At 68.4% G+C, this 17,304-nt stretch carries 15 protein-coding genes and 1 pseudogene; 10 read left to right on the plus strand and 6 right to left on the minus strand.

All coding sequences use genetic code 11. The annotated features are described in order from the left end of the window. Positions 1–137 precede the first annotated feature (137 nt). On the plus strand, positions 138–1,241 hold the full coding sequence (locus EDC25_RS10555) for a hypothetical protein (RefSeq protein WP_132577490.1): 1,104 nt from the start codon (positions 138–140) through the stop codon (positions 1,239–1,241). Between the two features lie 454 nt (positions 1,242–1,695). On the opposite strand, the pseudogene EDC25_RS15035 reads toward EDC25_RS10555, so the two are convergent. From EDC25_RS15035 to EDC25_RS10565, 3 genes and pseudogenes are all read right to left on the minus strand, one after another. Then, positions 1,696–1,860, minus strand: a pseudogene (locus EDC25_RS15035) (IS5/IS1182 family transposase); the annotation flags it as partial. 88 nt (positions 1,861–1,948) lie between these two features. After that, positions 1,949–2,434: a lipid A 3-O-deacylase gene (locus EDC25_RS10560; RefSeq protein WP_132577491.1), complete on the minus strand. Its 486-nt coding sequence runs from the start codon at positions 2,432–2,434 to the stop codon at positions 1,949–1,951. Positions 2,435–2,800: 366 nt separating this feature from the next. Beyond that, entirely contained in the window at positions 2,801–3,529 is a 729-nt protein-coding gene (locus EDC25_RS10565) for an SDR family oxidoreductase (RefSeq protein ID WP_132577492.1), read from the minus strand. Positions 3,530–3,983: 454 nt separating this feature from the next. On the opposite strand from EDC25_RS10565, the gene EDC25_RS10570 reads away from it, so the two are divergent. From EDC25_RS10570 to EDC25_RS10595, 6 genes are all read left to right on the plus strand, one after another. Continuing rightward, positions 3,984–7,244: a S41 family peptidase gene (locus tag EDC25_RS10570; protein WP_123522414.1), complete on the plus strand. Its 3,261-nt coding sequence runs from the start codon at positions 3,984–3,986 to the stop codon at positions 7,242–7,244. Between the two features lie 120 nt (positions 7,245–7,364). After that, on the plus strand, positions 7,365–9,251 hold the full coding sequence (locus EDC25_RS10575) for an ATP-binding cassette domain-containing protein (RefSeq protein WP_205985000.1): 1,887 nt from the start codon (positions 7,365–7,367) through the stop codon (positions 9,249–9,251). Beyond that, entirely contained in the window at positions 9,248–9,787 is a 540-nt protein-coding gene (locus tag EDC25_RS10580; RefSeq protein ID WP_164484072.1) for a GNAT family N-acetyltransferase, read from the plus strand. Before EDC25_RS10575 ends, EDC25_RS10580 begins: the two co-directional genes overlap by 4 nt. A 24-nt stretch (positions 9,788–9,811) precedes the next feature. Beyond that, complete coding sequence (locus EDC25_RS10585; protein ID WP_205984996.1) at positions 9,812–10,618, plus strand: SAM-dependent methyltransferase; 807 nt, start codon at positions 9,812–9,814, stop codon at positions 10,616–10,618. Between the two features lie 37 nt (positions 10,619–10,655). Then, a complete protein-coding gene (locus EDC25_RS10590; protein WP_132577493.1) occupies positions 10,656–10,922 on the plus strand; it encodes a hypothetical protein in 267 nt (88 codons plus the stop codon). A gap of 48 nt (positions 10,923–10,970) precedes the next feature. Next, a complete protein-coding gene (locus tag EDC25_RS10595; protein WP_132577494.1) occupies positions 10,971–12,887 on the plus strand; it encodes a GGDEF domain-containing protein in 1,917 nt (638 codons plus the stop codon). 24 nt (positions 12,888–12,911) lie between these two features. Here the strand turns inward: EDC25_RS10595 and EDC25_RS10600 are convergent, their stop codons facing one another. The 3 genes from EDC25_RS10600 to EDC25_RS10610 all read right to left on the minus strand — a co-directional run bounded on the left by EDC25_RS10600 (position 12,912) and on the right by EDC25_RS10610 (position 15,141). Continuing rightward, positions 12,912–13,541 (minus strand): CoA transferase subunit B, encoded by a 630-nt coding sequence (locus EDC25_RS10600; RefSeq protein ID WP_123522386.1) that lies wholly within the window; start codon positions 13,539–13,541, stop codon positions 12,912–12,914. A 2-nt stretch (positions 13,542–13,543) separates the two neighbouring features. Continuing rightward, positions 13,544–14,242: a CoA transferase subunit A gene (locus EDC25_RS10605; protein ID WP_377600047.1), complete on the minus strand. Its 699-nt coding sequence runs from the start codon at positions 14,240–14,242 to the stop codon at positions 13,544–13,546. A gap of 149 nt (positions 14,243–14,391) precedes the next feature. Then, on the minus strand, positions 14,392–15,141 hold the full coding sequence (locus EDC25_RS10610; RefSeq protein ID WP_123522384.1) for a sulfite exporter TauE/SafE family protein: 750 nt from the start codon (positions 15,139–15,141) through the stop codon (positions 14,392–14,394). A 193-nt stretch (positions 15,142–15,334) separates the two neighbouring features. Between EDC25_RS10610 and EDC25_RS10615 the strand changes: the two genes are divergently transcribed. Genes EDC25_RS10615 through EDC25_RS10625 form a run of 3 tightly spaced genes read left to right on the plus strand, consistent with a single transcriptional unit; the run spans position 15,335 to position 17,304 of the window. After that, entirely contained in the window at positions 15,335–15,844 is a 510-nt protein-coding gene (locus EDC25_RS10615; RefSeq protein ID WP_132577495.1) for a hypothetical protein, read from the plus strand. A 33-nt stretch (positions 15,845–15,877) separates the two neighbouring features. Next, a complete protein-coding gene (gene mutM, locus EDC25_RS10620) occupies positions 15,878–16,690 on the plus strand; it encodes a bifunctional DNA-formamidopyrimidine glycosylase/DNA-(apurinic or apyrimidinic site) lyase (protein WP_123522382.1) in 813 nt (270 codons plus the stop codon). Positions 16,691–16,746: 56 nt separating this feature from the next. After that, complete coding sequence (locus EDC25_RS10625) at positions 16,747–17,304, plus strand: sigma-70 family RNA polymerase sigma factor (RefSeq protein ID WP_123522381.1); 558 nt, start codon at positions 16,747–16,749, stop codon at positions 17,302–17,304.

Raw genomic sequence — 17,304 nt, forward strand, 5'->3', positions numbered from 1 at the left:
CGGTAGCGCTGCGCACGCGGGACCGCCCGTCGTGGTTGTGTCCGGGTCAGCGGGCGTGGCGACCCCGCATTCGGGGGATGGTCGGCGAGAACGTGCCTGCCTACCTTGGCGGTATTGCCATATCAAGGAAGAAGGCCATGTTCCGCCGACTGCTGTCCGGCCTGCCGATCCTGCTGCCCGTTGCGGTTGCACAGGCCGAGCCGACGCCGTTCCTCAACGCGCAACTGCGGCCGACGACCAGCGGCACGAATCTGGCCGGACCGTTCCTGCGCGGCACGCAGGCCGTCATCGACAGCGCCATCATAAAGTGCACTGAAAGCGTGCCCGGCTGTCCCATCGCGACCGATCGCAGCAGCCTGTATTACCGCCTCCCGCCGGGAATGACCTATGTCTCGCACTGGGCCGCCACTCCGCTGGCGCCGGCAACCTGCACGACAGCGGCGGCGCCGGATGGCGGCCAGCATGTCGCCTGTACTGGCGGCGGGCTCACCGGCTGGAGCTGGGCGATCAACCACCAGGCGCAGCTGCGCCTGACCGTGGCCGTGGCGGCCGATGCGCCGCTCGGACCGGTGCGCATCGTCATGGCCGTCGATGACAACCTGCCGGCGCAGTCGATCACGCTCGACGAATGCCTCGACGATGCCTTCCCGAACTACTGCGATGTGCTGGACCGGGACATCGAGGTCGCGCCTGCTCCCGGGCTGCGCATCGACCAGATGACGGCGTCACCGGCCGTCTTCGAACCCGATGACGAGAGCGCGCGCATCAACATCGTGTTCCGCAATACCGGCACGGCGCCAACGACCGGCACCCATCTCCAGGTCAGCCTGCCGCCGGGCTTCCAGTGGCAGCTCGCCACGACTGGCTTCACCGGACTGACGATGGGCTGCAGTGCCGCCGGCAACTGGCAGACAGGCCAGGTCGTGACCTGCAGCGGCGGCGCGCTGCCGTTCCCGACCGCCGCCAATCCGAACGTCGTCACGGCGCGCCTGGGCATCCGGCCGCGCGGCTCGATGGAGTTCCCGGGTCCGCTGCCGGTCGTCGCTTCACTCAACGACGGCGCCGCTGCAGATTCCGGCGTGCTGCTGGCCTGCACGCAGGATCCGTCGCCAGCGCATTGCGCGTGGCTGGATGTGCCGACCTGGATTCCGTGTGCCTACGCCCATGCCGACGGCATCTACTGCGACGGATTCGAACTGCCCGAGGCGACCGGCTGGGGTCACCTTCGAAGGCGAGGGTAGGCGGGCCCAGGCCGCATTGCGCTGATCCACTGCGCAGGGCGAAGTCGAGGCGAGCGATGAAGAGGTCCGAATGGCCATCGCTGTGAACAGCGGTGGCCACTTTGCGGCATCGCCGCCGACCACGACGTAGAGGGTGGGCACGCGCGCCTGGTCGTACAGGACTGCGGGCGGGCCACACTGGCATACCGCTTCGACGGTGACGGTGATGCGGTGGCACCGGAAGGATCGATCGCCCAGCGCCGTTTGTTGCCCGCGACCGGAGGCAGCGCAGCCGCAGGCAGCGGTGCGGTGATGGAAGCGGCGCTCACCGGCAACGGGTACGACCCGGCTACGGCCGGACAAGGCGTGGACCCGCACCGCATCTTGGTTGCCGGACATCCGCAGCCGTCCGGCGCCCGGAACACCTTCGACCGCGGACGGACCCAGCGGAGCGCGGCGGACCATTACGTATCCGCACGGAAGCGCGGCCGGTGTCCGCGTACAGCGAGGAGACTTGGCCGCCAATGCGTCCAAGCGCCTCGTCGGCCTGCACTCGAATCAATCGCAGCGGAGGGCTCGCCCGCACAGTGTCGGAGAGCTTGACCACGGTAAACAACGACCCGGGTGACGTCCGTCCCAGGCGTCGCAGGCCCCCGCCATACCGGAGCGCCGTCCCGCAAACCGAAGAAGACAAAGCGAGTGCGGGCGCGGGAGAAAAGCGACAGCGGCTAGAAGCGCAGTCCGACCAGCAGCATGGTTTCGCCGAGGTTGGGGCCCGGGAACACCTTGCCGTTGGAAATGTGGCGCAGCGTATAGACGACGCGGTCGCCTTCCCAGCCGATGCTGCTGAGGAACTGGCCGTGGCTGCTCAGCGCGTCATTGGTGTCGTGGCTGATGCCGAACTGGAAGCTGACGAACGCGCGTCGCCACCAGTCCACGAGGCGCGTGCCTGCGGCAACCACGAAGGCATCGTTTTCCAGGCGCGGACGGTCACGACCGTCTATCCATCCGGCGGACAGCATCGGCTGCCAGGTGAACCGGCCCGCCCGCCGGCGTGCACCATGGCCGTCAACGAACAGCGTGCCCGTCACGTAGTCGTGCGTGCTGGTCGTGCTGGCGCCGGCACTGGCCACGATGTCACGGGCATCGGCAGGTAGCGGCGCGAAGCCTGCGGCCAGGGCGAGCGTGGGAAACAGGAGGAACCTGGAAAGCATCGGCGAGGCGGTTCGCATCGGGCGTCGTCGGGCGGTGCGCCGGCCATCCGCCAGCGAGACGGACAAACATATCCAGCCTTGCCATAACGGCGCTTGTACGGCGCTGGACCGGTCAGCGGCCGGCGTCCAGCACGCTGCCCGGAGCGCGGCCTCTGCAGGCTGTGGTGCCGTCGAGTCGGCAACGCCGTGCACGCCGGTCTCGGTCGCCGCATGCCGGCCGTAGGGGCACGGCGTTACATTGCCTGCGATGCGAGGGCGATGCCCGCTGTCGGCGGCAGCAGTCCATCGCAACAGGCGACGGCCGTAGCCCTCGTCTGACGACGCAGCGCGGGTGCAGGTCGCGCGGCCATGGCCAGCATGCGGCGACTACCAGGGCAGCGTTGCGCCGTCATGCGTGAAGGTGCCGCTCGGCCCCTCGTCATCGAGCAGCGCCATGCGCACGCTGCTGCGTGCACCTTCCGCAATGGACAGCTGGCCTTCACCCCCATTCATGTCAGTGCGCACATAGCCGGGGTGGACGGCATTGACCTTGATCGGCGTATCGCGAAGCAGCCACGCCAGCTGCAGGGTCCAGGCGTTCACCGCCGATTTCGAGCTGTTGTAGGCCGGCACCTTGAAGTCGTAGATCGGCGACGCGGGATCGCTGTGGAGTGCCAGCGAACCGAGGATGCTCGACACGTTGACGATGCGGCCGGCCCGCGAACGTCGCAGCAGCGGCAGGAAGGCCTGCGTCACCGCGACCAGACCGAACACGTTGGTCTCGAACGTGCGTCGCCAGACCTGCAGTGAGGAACCGATCCCGGCTTCTTCGGGGCGGTCGAGCAGGACGCCGGCGTTGTTGACCAGGATGTCGAGGCGGCCGTGGCGTTGTTCCACTTCGCGCGCGGCGGCGGCGATGCCGTCCGCGTCTTCGACATCCAGCGCGATGGCACTGACGTCGAGGCCGTCGGCGGCGAGGGTGCCTGCGACCGCCTCCGCCCGGGCCCGGTCGCGACCGGCCAGCAGCGCCTGCACGCCCGCCTGCGCCAGTTGCCGGACCGTTTCAAGACCGATGCCCCGGGTGGCACCAGTGACCAGGGCGATTTTCGTGCTCATGTCGGGATCCTTGGGGTGGGTACGGAGAGGCATGTTTCGCGCAATCCGGATGGTGGAAATCCGCGGGAATGCCGGCTGCCAGCGCAGACGGCGAACCCGCCCGCGCCTCGTCGATCAACGCGGGCGGCAACAGTCCGGGGCCAGCGTGCGGCCAGCATGCCCGAAAAACAGTACGGCGCTGGTTATCCCGTACAGACGGCGGCCCGGCCCGAACATCCGCGCAGCCCCGCCCAGTCGGATCCGATCGGACCTGGCCACGGGGTCACCTGCGCCCTGCCGTCCCGCGCCCCGCAACGGCTGGGCGGGTGGCGCGACTGCAAGAGCCGGGCGCATCTGGCCGCAGCGGCCACGGCCCGCGCGAGCGGAAGAGGACGCCGACGCCCATGGCGATCGGCACATGGCGACGCCCGGGCGCGTGGCTAAGCTCGTCGCACCATTGATGGAGGAATGGACCATGCGCCGCCTGTCCACGCTGCTCGCCACGTCATTGCTGGCGCTGCCCGTATTCGCCATCGACCTGCAGGACACACGCATGGTCGACCAGCCCACCGCGCACGGCGCGCTGCTGGCTTTCACCTACGACAACGATCTCTGGCTGGCCGCACGCACCGGTGGTGGTGCGCGCAGGCTGACGCACGCGCCCGGCCGCGAGCGTGGTCCGCGGTTCTCACCGGATGGGCGCTGGCTGGCGTTTTCCGCCGACTACGGCGGCAATCTCGATGTCTATGTCATGCCGGCGACCGGAGGCGAGCCGCGTCGCCTGACCTGGCATCCCGGCAACGACATGCTGCGCGGGTTCACGCCTGACGGCACGTCGGTGATCTACGAGTCCGACGAAGGCACGGCCGTGCGCCGGCTGGGATCGCTGTACACGGTACCGGTCGCCGGCGGCGTGCCCACGCGGTTGCCGGTGCCGTCCGGCAGCAAGGCGGCGCTGTCGCCGGATGGCCGCACGCTGGCGTACACGCCGCAGCGCGATGCCTTCGGCCAATGGAAGAACTATCGTGGCGGCACGCAGACGCGCATCTGGCTGCTCGACATGGCCGACCTTTCGGTCCGCGAGATTCCGAAGCCGGCGGGCGGCAGCAACGATACCGATCCGCTGTGGATCGGCGACACGCTGTACTTCAATTCCGACCGCGCCGGCGAGTTCAACCTGTTCCGCCATGACGCCGCCACGGGCGGGGCGACGCAGCTGACGGCGCTGGCGGATTTCCCGGTACGTTCACCGTCGCCCGATCACGCCGGCGGCATCGTCTTCGAACACGGCGGTGCGCTGCATCGCCTGGATACCGGCAGCGGAGAAGTCGAGCGCATCCGCGTCTCGGCGGTGTCCGACCTGCTGGAAACGCGGCCGCGAATGGCCAGCGACGTGAAGTGGATCCGCCAGGCCGCGGCATCGCCTGATCTCAAGCGCATGGTCTTCAACTACCGCGGCGAGATCGTCACCGTGCCGGCGGACAAGGGCGATCCGCGACAGCTCACGCACACGCCGGCCGCCAACGAACATTCACCGGCCTGGTCGCCGGATGGCGCGTCCATCGCCTGGTTCTCGGATGTCTCCGGCGAGTACGAGTTGCTGGTGGGCGCCCAGGACGGACGCGGTGAGCCGCGTCGCTACAGGCTCGAAGGCGCCGGCGCCTATGCGCGTGCGCTGTGGTCGCCCGATGGACGCTACATCGCCTACCAGGACAACAGCCAGTCGCTGTGGGTGATCGAGCTGGCGAATGGCCGCAACCGCAAGATCGCATCCGAACCGGTTTACTCGCCACTGTTCCTGATGAGTGCCAACTGGTCGCCGGATTCGCGCTGGCTGGCCTATACGGTGCAGAACGCCGGCCTGCTGCAGACCGTGCATGCGTGGTCGGTTGAATCCGGCCAGTCGATCCAGATCACCGACGGCATGTCGGAAATGCTGGAGCCGGCGTTCGATCCGGGCGGCGAATTCCTCTACGTGCTCGCGTCCACCGATGCCGGTCCGCTGAAGGACTGGTTTTCGCAGATCAGCATCGACAATGCGATGACGTTCGGACTGTATGCGGTCACGCTGCGTGCGGACGGCCCGGATCCTGTGCCACCGCAGAGCGATGAAGTCGCCGTGGCGACGGCCGCGAATGCTGACGACGGCAAGGGCAAGGATGCACCGGCGACGCCGACCGTGCGCATCGACGCCGAGGGCCTGGGTGACCGCATCGTCTCGCTGCCCGCCGGCACCGGCACCCGCCACAGCCTCCGCGTTGGCGCTTCCGGAGAGATCTTCTTCATCGAGACGAAGGGCAATACCTCGTTCGCCGCCTTCGGCGGGCCGGGCGAGCTCAAGCGCTTCCGCCTCAGCGACCGCGAGGTGAAGACGCTGGCCTCCGCTGTCGAAGCCTTCCATCTGTCGCGTGACGGCAAGCGCATCGCCTGGCAGATCGGGCAGGACTGGTTCGTCAGCGATATCGCCGACGAGCTGCCCGCGGGCAAGGGCAAGCTGGCCCTCGGCCGCATCGGCGTGCGCGTCGATCCGCGCGCCGAATGGGCGCAGATCCTCGACGAGGCCTGGCGCATCAACCGCGACTGGTTCTATGCGGACAACTATCACGGTGCCGACTGGCCGGCGATGCGGGAAAAGTACCGCGCCTTCCTGCCGCACCTGGCAACCCGCAACGACCTCGACCGCGTCATCCAGATGATGCTCAGCGAGCTGGCGGTCGGACACAGCTACCTTTCGCCGGGTGACGAAGCGTTCAAGCCGGAACGCGTGAAGGTCGGCCTGCTCGGCGCCGATTACGAAGTGGTCGGTGACCGCTACCGCTTCAAGCGCGTGCTCGGCGGCCTGAACTGGAATCCGGCCTTGCGCGCGCCGCTGCGCACCCCCGGCGTGAATGTCGGTGAAGGCGAATTCCTGCTCGCGGTCGATGGTGTCGAACTGCGTGCGCCGACCAGCGTCCATGCTGCGTTCGAGCATCGCGCCGGCCGCCAGGTGCGGCTGACGGTCGGTCCGAACGCCGATGGCCGCGGCAGCCGAGAAGTGACCGTGGTGCCGATCGAGGACGAATCGCAGCTGCGCTACCTGGCCTGGGTCGAAGGCAACCAGCGCTATGTCACCGAAAAGAGTGGCGGCCGCCTGGCCTACGTGCATGTGCCGGACACCGCCGCCGGCGGGCACACGGCGTTCAAGCGCTACTTCTATCCGCAGTCCAACCGCGAAGGCCTGGTCATCGACGAGCGCTTCAACGGCGGCGGCCTGATCGCCGACTACTACATCGACATCCTGCGCCGGCCGTTCATCGCGCGCTGGGTGTTGCGCTACGGCGACGAACTGGTCAGCCCGCGCGGTGCCATCCACGGCCCGAAGGTGATGATCACCGACGAGCTGGCCGGCTCGGGTGGCGACCTGCTGCCGTGGATGTTCCGGCGCTTCGAACTGGGACCGATCGTCGGCAAGCGCACCTGGGGCGGACTGGTCGGCATCCTCGGGTTCCCGTCCCTGGTCGATGGTGGCCAGGTCACCGCGCCCAACCTGGCGATCCTGACCGAGGAGGGTTTCAACATCGAGAACGAGGGCGTGGCGCCGGACATCGAGGTCGAGCAGTGGCCGGCCGATGTCGCCGCCGGCCGGGATCCGCAGCTGGACCGCGCCATCGCCGTCGCCCTGGAGCTGCTGGAGCGCACGCCGAGGACGACGCCGCCGCGTCCGCCATTCCCGGTCCGCGCCGCCGGAACCCGCTGAGCATTCCCCGACCGCGGGCGCCTGTCGCCCGCGGTTCTTTTTGCGGCTCAGCAGGCATGCGGTCGCGCTCGTGCATACTCGCCAACCTTGTGACGTGATGCCGGTGTGACCCCGATGCGCCTGTTCTCCTTCTTCGAGCGGCTGGTCGATCCGTATCCGCCGGCCCCGCCGGTGGTGCCGCCGCGCGGTTTCCTGCCGTTCGTGATGCATTACTCGCGGCCGATGCTGCCGCTTCTGGTCGTGATCGCGGTGCTGACCGCGATGGTCTCGGTGGTCGAAATCGCCTTCTTCGATTTCATGGGCAGCCTCGTCGACTGGCTTGGCGCCACGGATCGCGAGTCGATGTGGGACCAGCACGGCCATCGCTTGCTGCTGATGGCGGCGCTGGTGGTGCTCGGCCACCCGCTGCTGGTGTTCACGCATTCGCTGCTGCTGCACCAGGGCCTGTTCGGCAACTACCCGATGCGCATCCGCTGGCTGGCGCACCGGCACCTGCTCGGCCAGAGCCTGGGCTTTTTCCAGGACGAGTTCGCCGGACGCGTCGGTGCCAAGGTGATGCAGAGCGCGCTGGCGATCCGCGAAACCGTCATCAAGCTGCTTGATGTCTTCGTCTACGTCGCCGTCTATTTCATCGGCACCGCGGTGCTCGTCGGTCGCGCCGACGGCTGGATGGTCCTGCCGCTGCTGGGCTGGCTGGCCGGCTACATCACGATCCTGGCCGTGTTCGTGCCGCGCCTGCAGCGCATCGGTGCCGCGCAGGCCGATGCGCGCGCCGAAATGACCGGCCGCATCGTCGACAGTTACACCAACATCCAGACCGTCAAGCTGTTCGCCCACAGCCGCCGCGAGGAAGCCTACGCGCGTGACGCGATGCAGGGATTCATGGACACCGTGCACCGGCAGATGCGCATGGTCACCTGGTTGAACCTGTGCCTGCATTCTCTCAACGGCCTGCTGCTGGGCGGCATCGGTGCACTGGCGATCTTCGCCTGGCAGGCCGGTTCGACGTCGCTGGGCGCCGTCGCGGTGGCGATTGCGCTGGTGCTGCGCATCCGCGGCATGTCGGAGTGGATCCTGTGGGAAGTGGCCGGCCTGTTCGAGAACATCGGCACCGTGCAGGACGGCATGAATACGCTGACCCAGCCGCCGGCCGTCGTCGACGTGCCCGGCGCACCCGCACTCGCCGTCAGCCGCGGCGGCATCCGCTTCGAGGCGGTGAAGTTCCATTACGGCGAGCGCGTGCAGGTTTTCGACGGACTGGACCTGCACATCCAGCCCGGCGAGAAGGTCGGCATCGTCGGCCGCTCCGGTGCCGGCAAGTCGACGCTGGTGAACCTGCTGTTGCGTTTCTACGACGTCAACGGCGGGCGCATCCTGATCGACGGCCAGGACATCGCCACGGTCAGCCAGGAATCGCTGCGGCAGGCGATCGGCATGGTCACGCAGGATACCTCGCTGCTGCACCGCTCGATCCGGGACAACATCGCCTACGGCCGACCCGATGCCGACCAGGCGGCGGTCGAGCGTGCCGCCCGCCAGGCCCATGCCGATGCCTTCATCCCGGATCTGGTCGATGCCAAGGGCCGGCGTGGCCATGACGCCCATGTCGGCGAGCGCGGCGTCAAGCTCAGCGGCGGCCAGCGCCAGCGCATCGCGATTGCGCGCGTACTGCTGAAAGATGCGCCGATCCTCGTGCTCGACGAGGCGACCTCGGCGCTGGATTCGGAAGTGGAGGCGGCGATCCAGGAGCAGCTGTACACGCTGATGGAAGGCAAGACGGTCATCGCCATCGCGCATCGCCTGTCCACCATCGCGGTGCTGGACCGCCTGGTCGTGATGGACGGGGGCCGCATCGTCGAATCCGGCAGCCACGAGGAACTGCTGCGTGCCAATGGCCTGTATGCGGCGCTGTGGCGTCGCCAGTCCGGCGGCTTCCTCGGCGTCGATCCGGAAGCCCCTCCGGCGCAAGCGCAGGACAGCGTGCAGGCGGGACCGGCCGTGCCGTGAAGTCGCCGGTCCTGTCAACGGGTCCATTGCGCCTGCGGGCGCTGGGGAGACGTGACCGGCGCTTCTATGCGCGCATCTACGCCGACCTGGCCTTGATGTCCCGTGTCGGTCCGCCCCTCGACCGGCGTGCCGGCCTGCGCAGCGCCGACGCCCTGCTCGCGTCCATGCACGGGCCCGCGCCGCGCGCGCATTGCTGGACCATCCTGCTGGGTCCGGCGCGACGGCGTATCGGCCTCGTCGGCTGGCGCGTGCAGGCGGCGGACATCGAACTGGGCGCAATGCTGTTGCCCGCGTGGCAGGGACAGGGATGGGCGGTCGCCGCATTGCGTCGCGTCTGCGCCGAGCTCATCGAAAACCAGGGCGCCCCACGCCTTTTGATGCGTTATCGTCCGGGACATGAAGCCGCCGCATCGGTATGCCGGCGATTGCGATTCACGGAGCGGCCGGAGTTGACGGACGAAGCAGGTCGCCGCGTCTGGACTTTGAGTGCGCAGGCATGGAGGGGCGCCACTTCGTCAGCCGATGAAGTATCGTAACGGTCCGGTTGATTGGGAGAGATCATGGCCGCCAACGGCAGACTGGCCTGCGTGGGACTCGGCATGTTGCTGGGTGGCCACCTGAGCCCGCGCGCCGAGGCCGAAATCCGGTCAGCCGACGTCGTGTTCGCCGCCGTGTCGGATCCGCTGGTCGAGCTGTGGGTCGAGGACATGCACGCCGACGTGCGCAGCCTTCAGTCCTGTTATGCCGAAGGCAAATCGCGCCACCGCACCTACGACGAGATGCTTGCCCTGATCATGGCCGAACTGCGTGCCGGCCGACGTGTGTGCGGCGTCTTCTATGGCCATCCCGGCGTGTTCGCACGCATGCCGCACCGCGCTGTCGCGCTGGCCCGCGCGGAAGGCTTCGCCGCCGTGATGGAGCCGGGAATTTCCGCCGAGGACTGCCTGTACGCGGACCTCGGCATCGATCCAGGCGAGGTCGGTTGCGCCCATTTCGAAGCCAGCCAGTTCCTGCTCTACCGCCGCAGGATCGACCCGTCCGCCTACCTGGTGCTGTGGCAGGTCTCGCTTGCGGGCGACCGCAGCCATCGGCGCTATGCCAGCGGCAGGGCGCACCGCGCGTTGCTGGTGGACCGGTTGTCGGAGGATTATCCGCTGGACCACGCGGTCACCCTCTACGAAGCGGCCACGCTGGCCATCCAGCGGCCGCGCGCCGACGTGCTGGCGCTACGTGACCTGCCCGACGCTGAATTGCGCTTGCAATCGACCCTGGTCTTGCCGCCCGTGCATGCACTGCGGCCCGATGCAGGCATGATGTCCCGCATTGCCAGGCTGGATGAAGTCGATCCGGCGCCGGCGGCGGGTTGATGTGTCGTGTCACCCCTATCAAACGAAGGAGTACCAGATGTCGAATGTCATCCGTTTACTTGAGTCGCTGGGTCGCGAAATCGGTGCCGGAGCGGTGGATTCCGCGGAATTCGCGAGCCGGATGGAAACCCTGGACCTGGCCCCCGCGTTGCGCGCGGCGTTGATGGGGGGCGACGTCGCCGCACTGTCGGCGGCCCTCGGCGGACGCACGACCATGATGATGGTGCTCGCTCCCGCCGAGCCCGATGGCGAGCAGCCGCAGGAGGACGAGAAGCCCGACAGCGAGGTGCGCGCTGCCGCCTGAGGGTGGATGTGATACCTGCAATGCCAACGCAACAGCGATGACGGCGCGATGAGGCATCGTGATCTTGCCGGTCGGCTCCTGCTGGAGCCGACGCGTCCTCCCGACGAGGCAGCCGGACCGGCCAGCACACAGGTTTGCCTGCGCTGGCCGGTTCCGCCGCGCGGCCCGTTGCTGACCCGGCTGCTGGCACTGCTGCTGGGTCTTTTCATTCCGGCCGCGCTGTCCGTTGCGGTCGTGCCGGATGAGTTCGATGCACTGCTGCGTCGTGCCGACGACGTCAAGTCGGCAGACCCCCGGGCGTTCCGTTCAATGCTTGAACGGATGGAACAGCTGACGTCCGCGGCTTCGCAGGTCCAGCTGGAGCAGCTGCGTTACCTGCAGATATACCGCATGTCGCTGGACGGACAGTTCCCGCAGGCGATTGCCGCGCTGCGGGAGCTGGCGACGGAAGCGACCGACGTATCGACGCGTTTCCGCGCCACGGCATTCCTCGCCAACAACTACGCGGGGACCCGGGATTTCGCGGCCGGGCTGGATGCATTGAACCAGGCACTGGCGATGCTTCCCGCCATCGAGGACACCAACATCCGGCACCAGGGTTACCTCGCCGCTGCCATCCTCTACAACCAGGCCGGCCAGTACGACCTTGCGCTTCGCTACGTCGATATCACCCTCGGCGAGCCGGCAAGCGGACGCAGCCGCTGCATTGCCGGCATCATGCGGCTGGAAGCCCTGTTCGCCCTGGGCCGGCTGCCCTCGGATGCCCGTGGCCTGGACGGCAGTGTCGAGGAGTGCGAGCGGCATGGCGAACAGCTGCTCTCGGAATTCGTCCGCGGCTTCCAGGCACGCGTCCTGTTCAACGGCGGCGATGCGGCCGCTGCGGCGCGGCTGCTCGAGAGCCGCCTAGACGCCGTCGCAAGCTCCGAATACCCGCGACTCATTGCCGAACACCACGCCTTGCTGGCGGAAGCCCGGCTGGCGCTCGGCGATGCCGCAGCCGCGCGGCGGCACGCCCAGCGCGCGATCGACGCCAGCGAGGGCGTGGAATTTTCGTTGCCGCTGGTGACCGCCTTTCGCGTCCTCTCGCGTGAGGCGGAGATGCGCGGGGATGCCGCCAGTGCGCTGGCGCACCACCGGCGCTGGGCCGCCGTCGATCGCGCCTATATCGACGATATCAAGGCGCGTGAACTGGCCTACCAGCTGGCCCAGCACGACAGCCTGCAGAAGACGCATACCATCGAGCTGCTCAACCAGCGCAACAAGCTGCTGGAGCTTGAAAGCGAGGTCAACAAGCAGGCCGCCAACAACAACCGGCTGGCGATCGCGATGCTGGTCGTGCTGCTGGCGTCCATCGCGCTGTGGGCCTACCTCACCAAGCGCGAGCAGTTGCGGTTCCGTCGCCTCGCGCAGACCGACGCGCTGACCGGCATCAGCAACCGCCTCTACTTCAGCGAGCGCGCACCGCAGATCCTCGAGGAATGCGCGCAACGCGGTCGCCCCGCGGCGCTGGTCATGTTCGACCTGGACGCTTTCAAGTCGATCAACGACCGCCACGGTCACGCCTGCGGCGACTGGGTGCTGGCCGAGGTGGCCCGCCGAGTGAGTGCGCTGTGCGGGGAGGGCGACCTGTTCGCCCGCCTGGGTGGCGAGGAATTCGCGATCCTCCGTGCCGGCGCCGACGTGGAAACCGCACTGGTGCTGGCCAACCGCTGCCGCGAGGCCATTTCATCGATCGATACGTCGCTCGCCGGCCCGCGCTTTTCCGTCAGTGCCAGCTTCGGCGTGGCGATGGCCGCGCCTTCGCCCGGCGGCAGCCTGGATGCGCTGCTGATCCACGCCGACATCGCGCTGTATTGCGCCAAGTCCGAAGGCCGCAACCGCGTCAGCGTGCATGGCGTGGCGGAGTGCCCGCGCTCGCCGGACGGGACGCCGGCGAACAGCCCGTCACCGCCGGCGAAGGCCTGACGGACTGTTGCGACCGGGTGGCGCTCAGGCCAGCACCGGGACGCCGGTCTTGGCCTGGACTTCCTCGAAAGACACGTCCGGTGCCAGCTCGACCAGCTTGAGTCCGTCCGGGGTCACGTCGAGCACGCACAGGTCGGTGATGATGCGGTGGACGCAGCCGACCCCGGTCAGCGGCAACGAGCACTCGGCGACGATCTTGTGCGCATCGCCCTTGGCGACGTGTTCCATCAGCACGACGACGCGCTTCACGCCGGCGACGAGGTCCATCGCGCCGCCCATGCCCTTGACCATCTTGCCGGGGATCATCCAGTTGGCGAGGTCGCCCTTGCCCGACACCTGCATGGCGCCGAGGATGGACAGGTTGATGTGGCCGCCGCGGATCATCGCGAAGGAGTCGGCGCTGGAGAAGAACGCCGCGCCCTTGCGCGCGGTGATGGTCTGCTTGCCGGCATTGATCAGGTCGGCATCGATTTCGTCCTCGTAGGGAAAACGGTCGATGCCGAGCAGTCCGTTCTCGCTCTGCAGCCACACGTCCATGCCTTCCGGGATGTAGTTCGCCACCAGCGTCGGCAGGCCGATGCCCAGGTTGACGTAAAAGCCGTCCTGCAGTTCCTTGGCGGCGCGCTGCGCCATTTCGTCACGATTCCAGGCCATGGTTACTTGCTCACCGTGCGTTGTTCGATGCGCTTCTCGGGCTGCGCGTTCAGGACGATGCGGTCGACGTAGATGCCGGGCAGGTGGACGTGGTCGGGATCGATGTCGCCGACCTCGACGATCTCCTCGACCTCGGCGACGCAGACCCTGCCGGCAGTGGCGGCCATCGGGTTGAAGTTGCGCGCGGTCTTTCGGAACACCAGGTTGCCGGCCTTGTCGGCCTTCCAGGCTTTGACCAGAGCGACGTCGACGCGGATGCCGCGTTCCATGACGTACCACTCGCCGTCGAACTCGCGGGTTTCCTTGCCATCGGCGACGATGGTGCCGAAGCCGGTCTTGGTGAAGAAGGCCGGGATGCCGGCGCCACCGGCGCGCAGGCGCTCGGCCAGCGTGCCCTGCGGCGTGAACTCCAGCTCCAGTTCGCCGGCGAGGAACTGGCGCTCGAACTCCTTGTTCTCGCCGACATAGGACGAAATCATCTTGCGGATCTGCCGCGTCTCCAGCAGCAGGCCGAGGCCGAAGCCGTCGACGCCGGCGTTGTTGGAGACGACCGTCAGTCCCGTCCTGCCGGTGTCACGCAGGGCGGCGATCAGCGCTTCGGGAATGCCGCAGAGGCCGAAGCCGCCAACGGCCAGTGTATGGCCATCCTGGATCAGGCCATCCAGGGCCGCCTGGGCGCTGGGATAGATTTTCTCGCTCATGGAACTCCTCATGCCATGCCGGGGGCGACGCGCGCGCCGGCGCATCAATCCGCGGCATTCTGCCACGAGCGGCGATGGCCCGACCCCGGACCTTGGGGCAATCCCGGCGCTACCCGCGGCCCGCCGCGGCGGCTGTCGCGCCGCCCCGGCTAGACCAGGCGCAGGATCTGGATGCCGGCGATGGCCAGGATCAGGACGCCCACACCCAGCAGCAGCCCCCGCTGCGGGACATGCCGGACCACCCAGGCGGCCAGCGGCGCGGCCAGCCCGCCGCCGAGCAGCAGGCCGAGCGTCACCATGCCGAAGTTGAAACCCATCTCGCTGACGAAGGCGATGGTGATGGCGGTGGTCACGAAAAATTCGGCGGCATTGACGCTGCCGACGGTATGCCGGGGCGGCGTGCCCTGGGCGAGCAGGGTCGAGGTCGCCATCGGGCCCCAGCCGCCGCCACCGATGGCGTCGAGGAAGCCGGCACCCACACCGATGGCGGGGACGAAGCGTGCATCGCGCCGGGCCGCGCGCTGCCGCCAGCCCCGCCAGAGCACGAACAGGCCCATCAGCACCAGATAGCCGAGCACCAGCGGCTTCAGCACGTCCGGCGACAGCCGCGACGCCAGCAGGGCGCCGGCGACGCCGCCGAGGCAGCCGGGCACCACCAGCCGCATGAACAGCTGCCGGTCGACATTGCCGAACCAGGCATGGGCGCCGCCGGAGATGCCGGTGGTGACCATTTCCGCCGCGTGCACGCTGGCGCTGGCCTGTGCCGGCGGCACGCCCAGCGCCAGCAGGACCGAAGTCGAGATCAGGCCATAGGCCATGCCCAGCGCGCCATCGATGATCTGGGCGCCGAACCCCACCGCGACGAACAGCAGCAGCGTCCAGCCGGTTTCCAGTTCCATTCCGATAGGGACTCCGGATAAGTGTCCGGTTCATTTTCCACGGCCGCGTCCCGCGCATGTGAAGCAGTCGTTACGGGACCGTCCCGAAGGTCGGCCCCCTTGTCAGCAGCAGGTTGGGGCGAGTGCTGGCTTGCCTTGCGTCCGGGTCCTGTCGATGCTCGTCCAGGCGACTTGCAATACGGAGTACACGGCCATGCAGATGACCACAGGCACGGCGGCCCAGGTCTGGCAGAGCGAGCTGCAGCAGGCACAGCAACGCCTGCATGTGCGGCTCAGCGAAAGCCAGGAAAGCTATCTGGTCTTCACCCTGATCCGGCACGCACGGGATGCGACGCTGTCCGGACGCATCATGGCCATCGAACTGTTCGATGCGCTCGGCGAACCCGGCCGTTGCGGCAGCGATCGCCTGCGCGATGTCGGCGACCGCTGCCTGCTGATCGCAGGACTGTTCCCTGGGCTGCGCGCGCGTCGCCGGGTCGATGCCGGCTACTACCAGGAAGTGGGACGCACCGCCTACGGCCTGCTCGGCGAGCGCGCGGGCAGCGCCCTGGCCACGCTGTATGCGGAGCTGGCGCGCAGTTATGGCGATCTCGTCCGCGTGCTGCTCGGCCTGCGCGTCGGCAGCGTGGATGGCCGGGGCTGCACCAAGGAAGCTCGGGTGGCCGTGCCCCTGCAGGAGGTCGTGGTCGCCGGCAACGCTTGACCGTCCGGCCGGCAAGGCCGGAAGCTGCCGGACATGCCCGAGTTGCCGGAAGTCGAAACCACGCGTCGCGGAATCGAGTCGCATGTACGCGGCCGGGTAGTCACCGGCGTCCAGTTGCGCGTGCCAGCCCTGCGTTGGCCGATTCCGCCGGAGATCTCCGGGGTACTCCCGGGCAATGCGATCGGCGCCGTGCACCGGCGCGCCAAGTACCTGCTGCTGGAAACCGCGCCCGGCGACGTGCTCGTCCACCTGGGCATGAGCGGCGTGCTGCGGGTCCTGCCGGCGGACACACCGGCGCTCAGGCACGACCATGCCGACCTGCTGCTCGACGACGGCCGCCTGCTGCGCCTGAGCGATCCGCGCCGCTTCGGCAGCCTGCTCTGGCAACCACGCGGCGAGATCCATCCGCTGCTGCAGGGCCTTGGGCCGGAACCGCTGTCCGACGGTTTCGACGGCGACCACCTCTGGCGCCTGTCGCGCGGCCGGCGCGCACCGGTCAAGGTCTTCCTGATGGACCAGGCGGTCGTCGTCGGCGTTGGCAACATCTATGCCGCCGAGGCCCTTTTCCGGGCCGGCATCCACCCGCTGCGCGCGGCTGGCCGGATTTCCCGCGAGCGATTCCATGCCCTCGCCGGTGCGGTGCGCGCGGTCCTCGCCCATGCCATCCGGCGCGGCGGCACGACGCTGCGTGATTTCCTCGACCCGGACGGCGCACCCGGCTACTTCGAGCAGGAGCTGTCCGTCTACGGCCGCGAAGGCGAGCCCTGCCGCCATTGCGGCACGCCGCTGCGTTCGCTGCGGCTGGCCGGCCGGGCCAGTTGCTACTGCCCGCGTTGCCAGCACTGAGAAGCGCGTCACGGCCTGCGGCGCTAACATAGGCCGCAAACGCTCAGGAACCCGACGTGTCCCAGGCCGACGACATTACCGTGCTCCTCGTCCGCGCCCGAGAGGGCGACGGCGACGCACTGGAAAAGCTGCTGCCGCAGGTCTATGACGAGCTGCGGACGCTGGCGCATCGCTACCTGATGCGCGAGAACGCCGGCCATACGCTGTCGACGACGGCGCTGGTGCACGAGGCCTACCTGCGGCTGTCCGCCGGTGCCAGCAACGACTGGCGCGACCGTGCGCATTTCTTCGGCTACGCCGCGACCATCATGCGCAACATCCTGGTCGACTACGCGCGTCGCCGTGGCGCCGCCAAGCGCGGTGGCGACAAGATCCCCGTCGACTGGGACAACTGCGAGGCCAGCGTCGAAGCGGTGGCCGCCGACATGCTGGCGCTGGACGAAGCGCTGACGCGGCTGGAACAGGCCGACCCCGCGCTGGCTCGCGTGGTCGAACTGCGTTTCTTCGCCGGGCTCTCGCTCGAGGAAACCGCCGAGGTCATCGGCCGCTCCACGCGCAGCGTCGATCGCGACTGGAACAAGGCGCGCGCCTTCCTCCACCACGCGATGAGCTGA

Origin of the sequence: Pseudofulvimonas gallinarii (genome assembly GCF_004343305.1) — a bacterium.
Lineage (GTDB): Bacteria > Pseudomonadota > Gammaproteobacteria > Xanthomonadales > UBA2363 > Pseudofulvimonas > Pseudofulvimonas gallinarii.

Coding starts and splice junctions, on each gene's coding strand:
- EDC25_RS10555 (WP_132577490.1), top strand. CDS start 138: ATGTTCCGCCGACTGCTGTCCGGCCTGCCGATCCTGCTGCCCGTTGCG.
- EDC25_RS10560 (WP_132577491.1), bottom strand. CDS start 2,434: ATGCTTTCCAGGTTCCTCCTGTTTCCCACGCTCGCCCTGGCCGCAGGC.
- EDC25_RS10565 (WP_132577492.1), bottom strand. CDS start 3,529: ATGAGCACGAAAATCGCCCTGGTCACTGGTGCCACCCGGGGCATCGGT.
- EDC25_RS10570 (WP_123522414.1), top strand. CDS start 3,984: ATGCGCCGCCTGTCCACGCTGCTCGCCACGTCATTGCTGGCGCTGCCC.
- EDC25_RS10585 (WP_205984996.1), top strand. CDS start 9,812: ATGGCCGCCAACGGCAGACTGGCCTGCGTGGGACTCGGCATGTTGCTG.
- EDC25_RS10590 (WP_132577493.1), top strand. CDS start 10,656: ATGTCGAATGTCATCCGTTTACTTGAGTCGCTGGGTCGCGAAATCGGT.
- EDC25_RS10595 (WP_132577494.1), top strand. CDS start 10,971: ATGAGGCATCGTGATCTTGCCGGTCGGCTCCTGCTGGAGCCGACGCGT.
- EDC25_RS10600 (WP_123522386.1), bottom strand. CDS start 13,541: ATGGCCTGGAATCGTGACGAAATGGCGCAGCGCGCCGCCAAGGAACTG.
- EDC25_RS10605 (WP_377600047.1), bottom strand. CDS start 14,242: ATGAGCGAGAAAATCTATCCCAGCGCCCAGGCGGCCCTGGATGGCCTG.
- EDC25_RS10610 (WP_123522384.1), bottom strand. CDS start 15,141: ATGGAACTGGAAACCGGCTGGACGCTGCTGCTGTTCGTCGCGGTGGGG.
- EDC25_RS10615 (WP_132577495.1), top strand. CDS start 15,335: ATGCAGATGACCACAGGCACGGCGGCCCAGGTCTGGCAGAGCGAGCTG.
- mutM (WP_123522382.1), top strand. CDS start 15,878: ATGCCCGAGTTGCCGGAAGTCGAAACCACGCGTCGCGGAATCGAGTCG.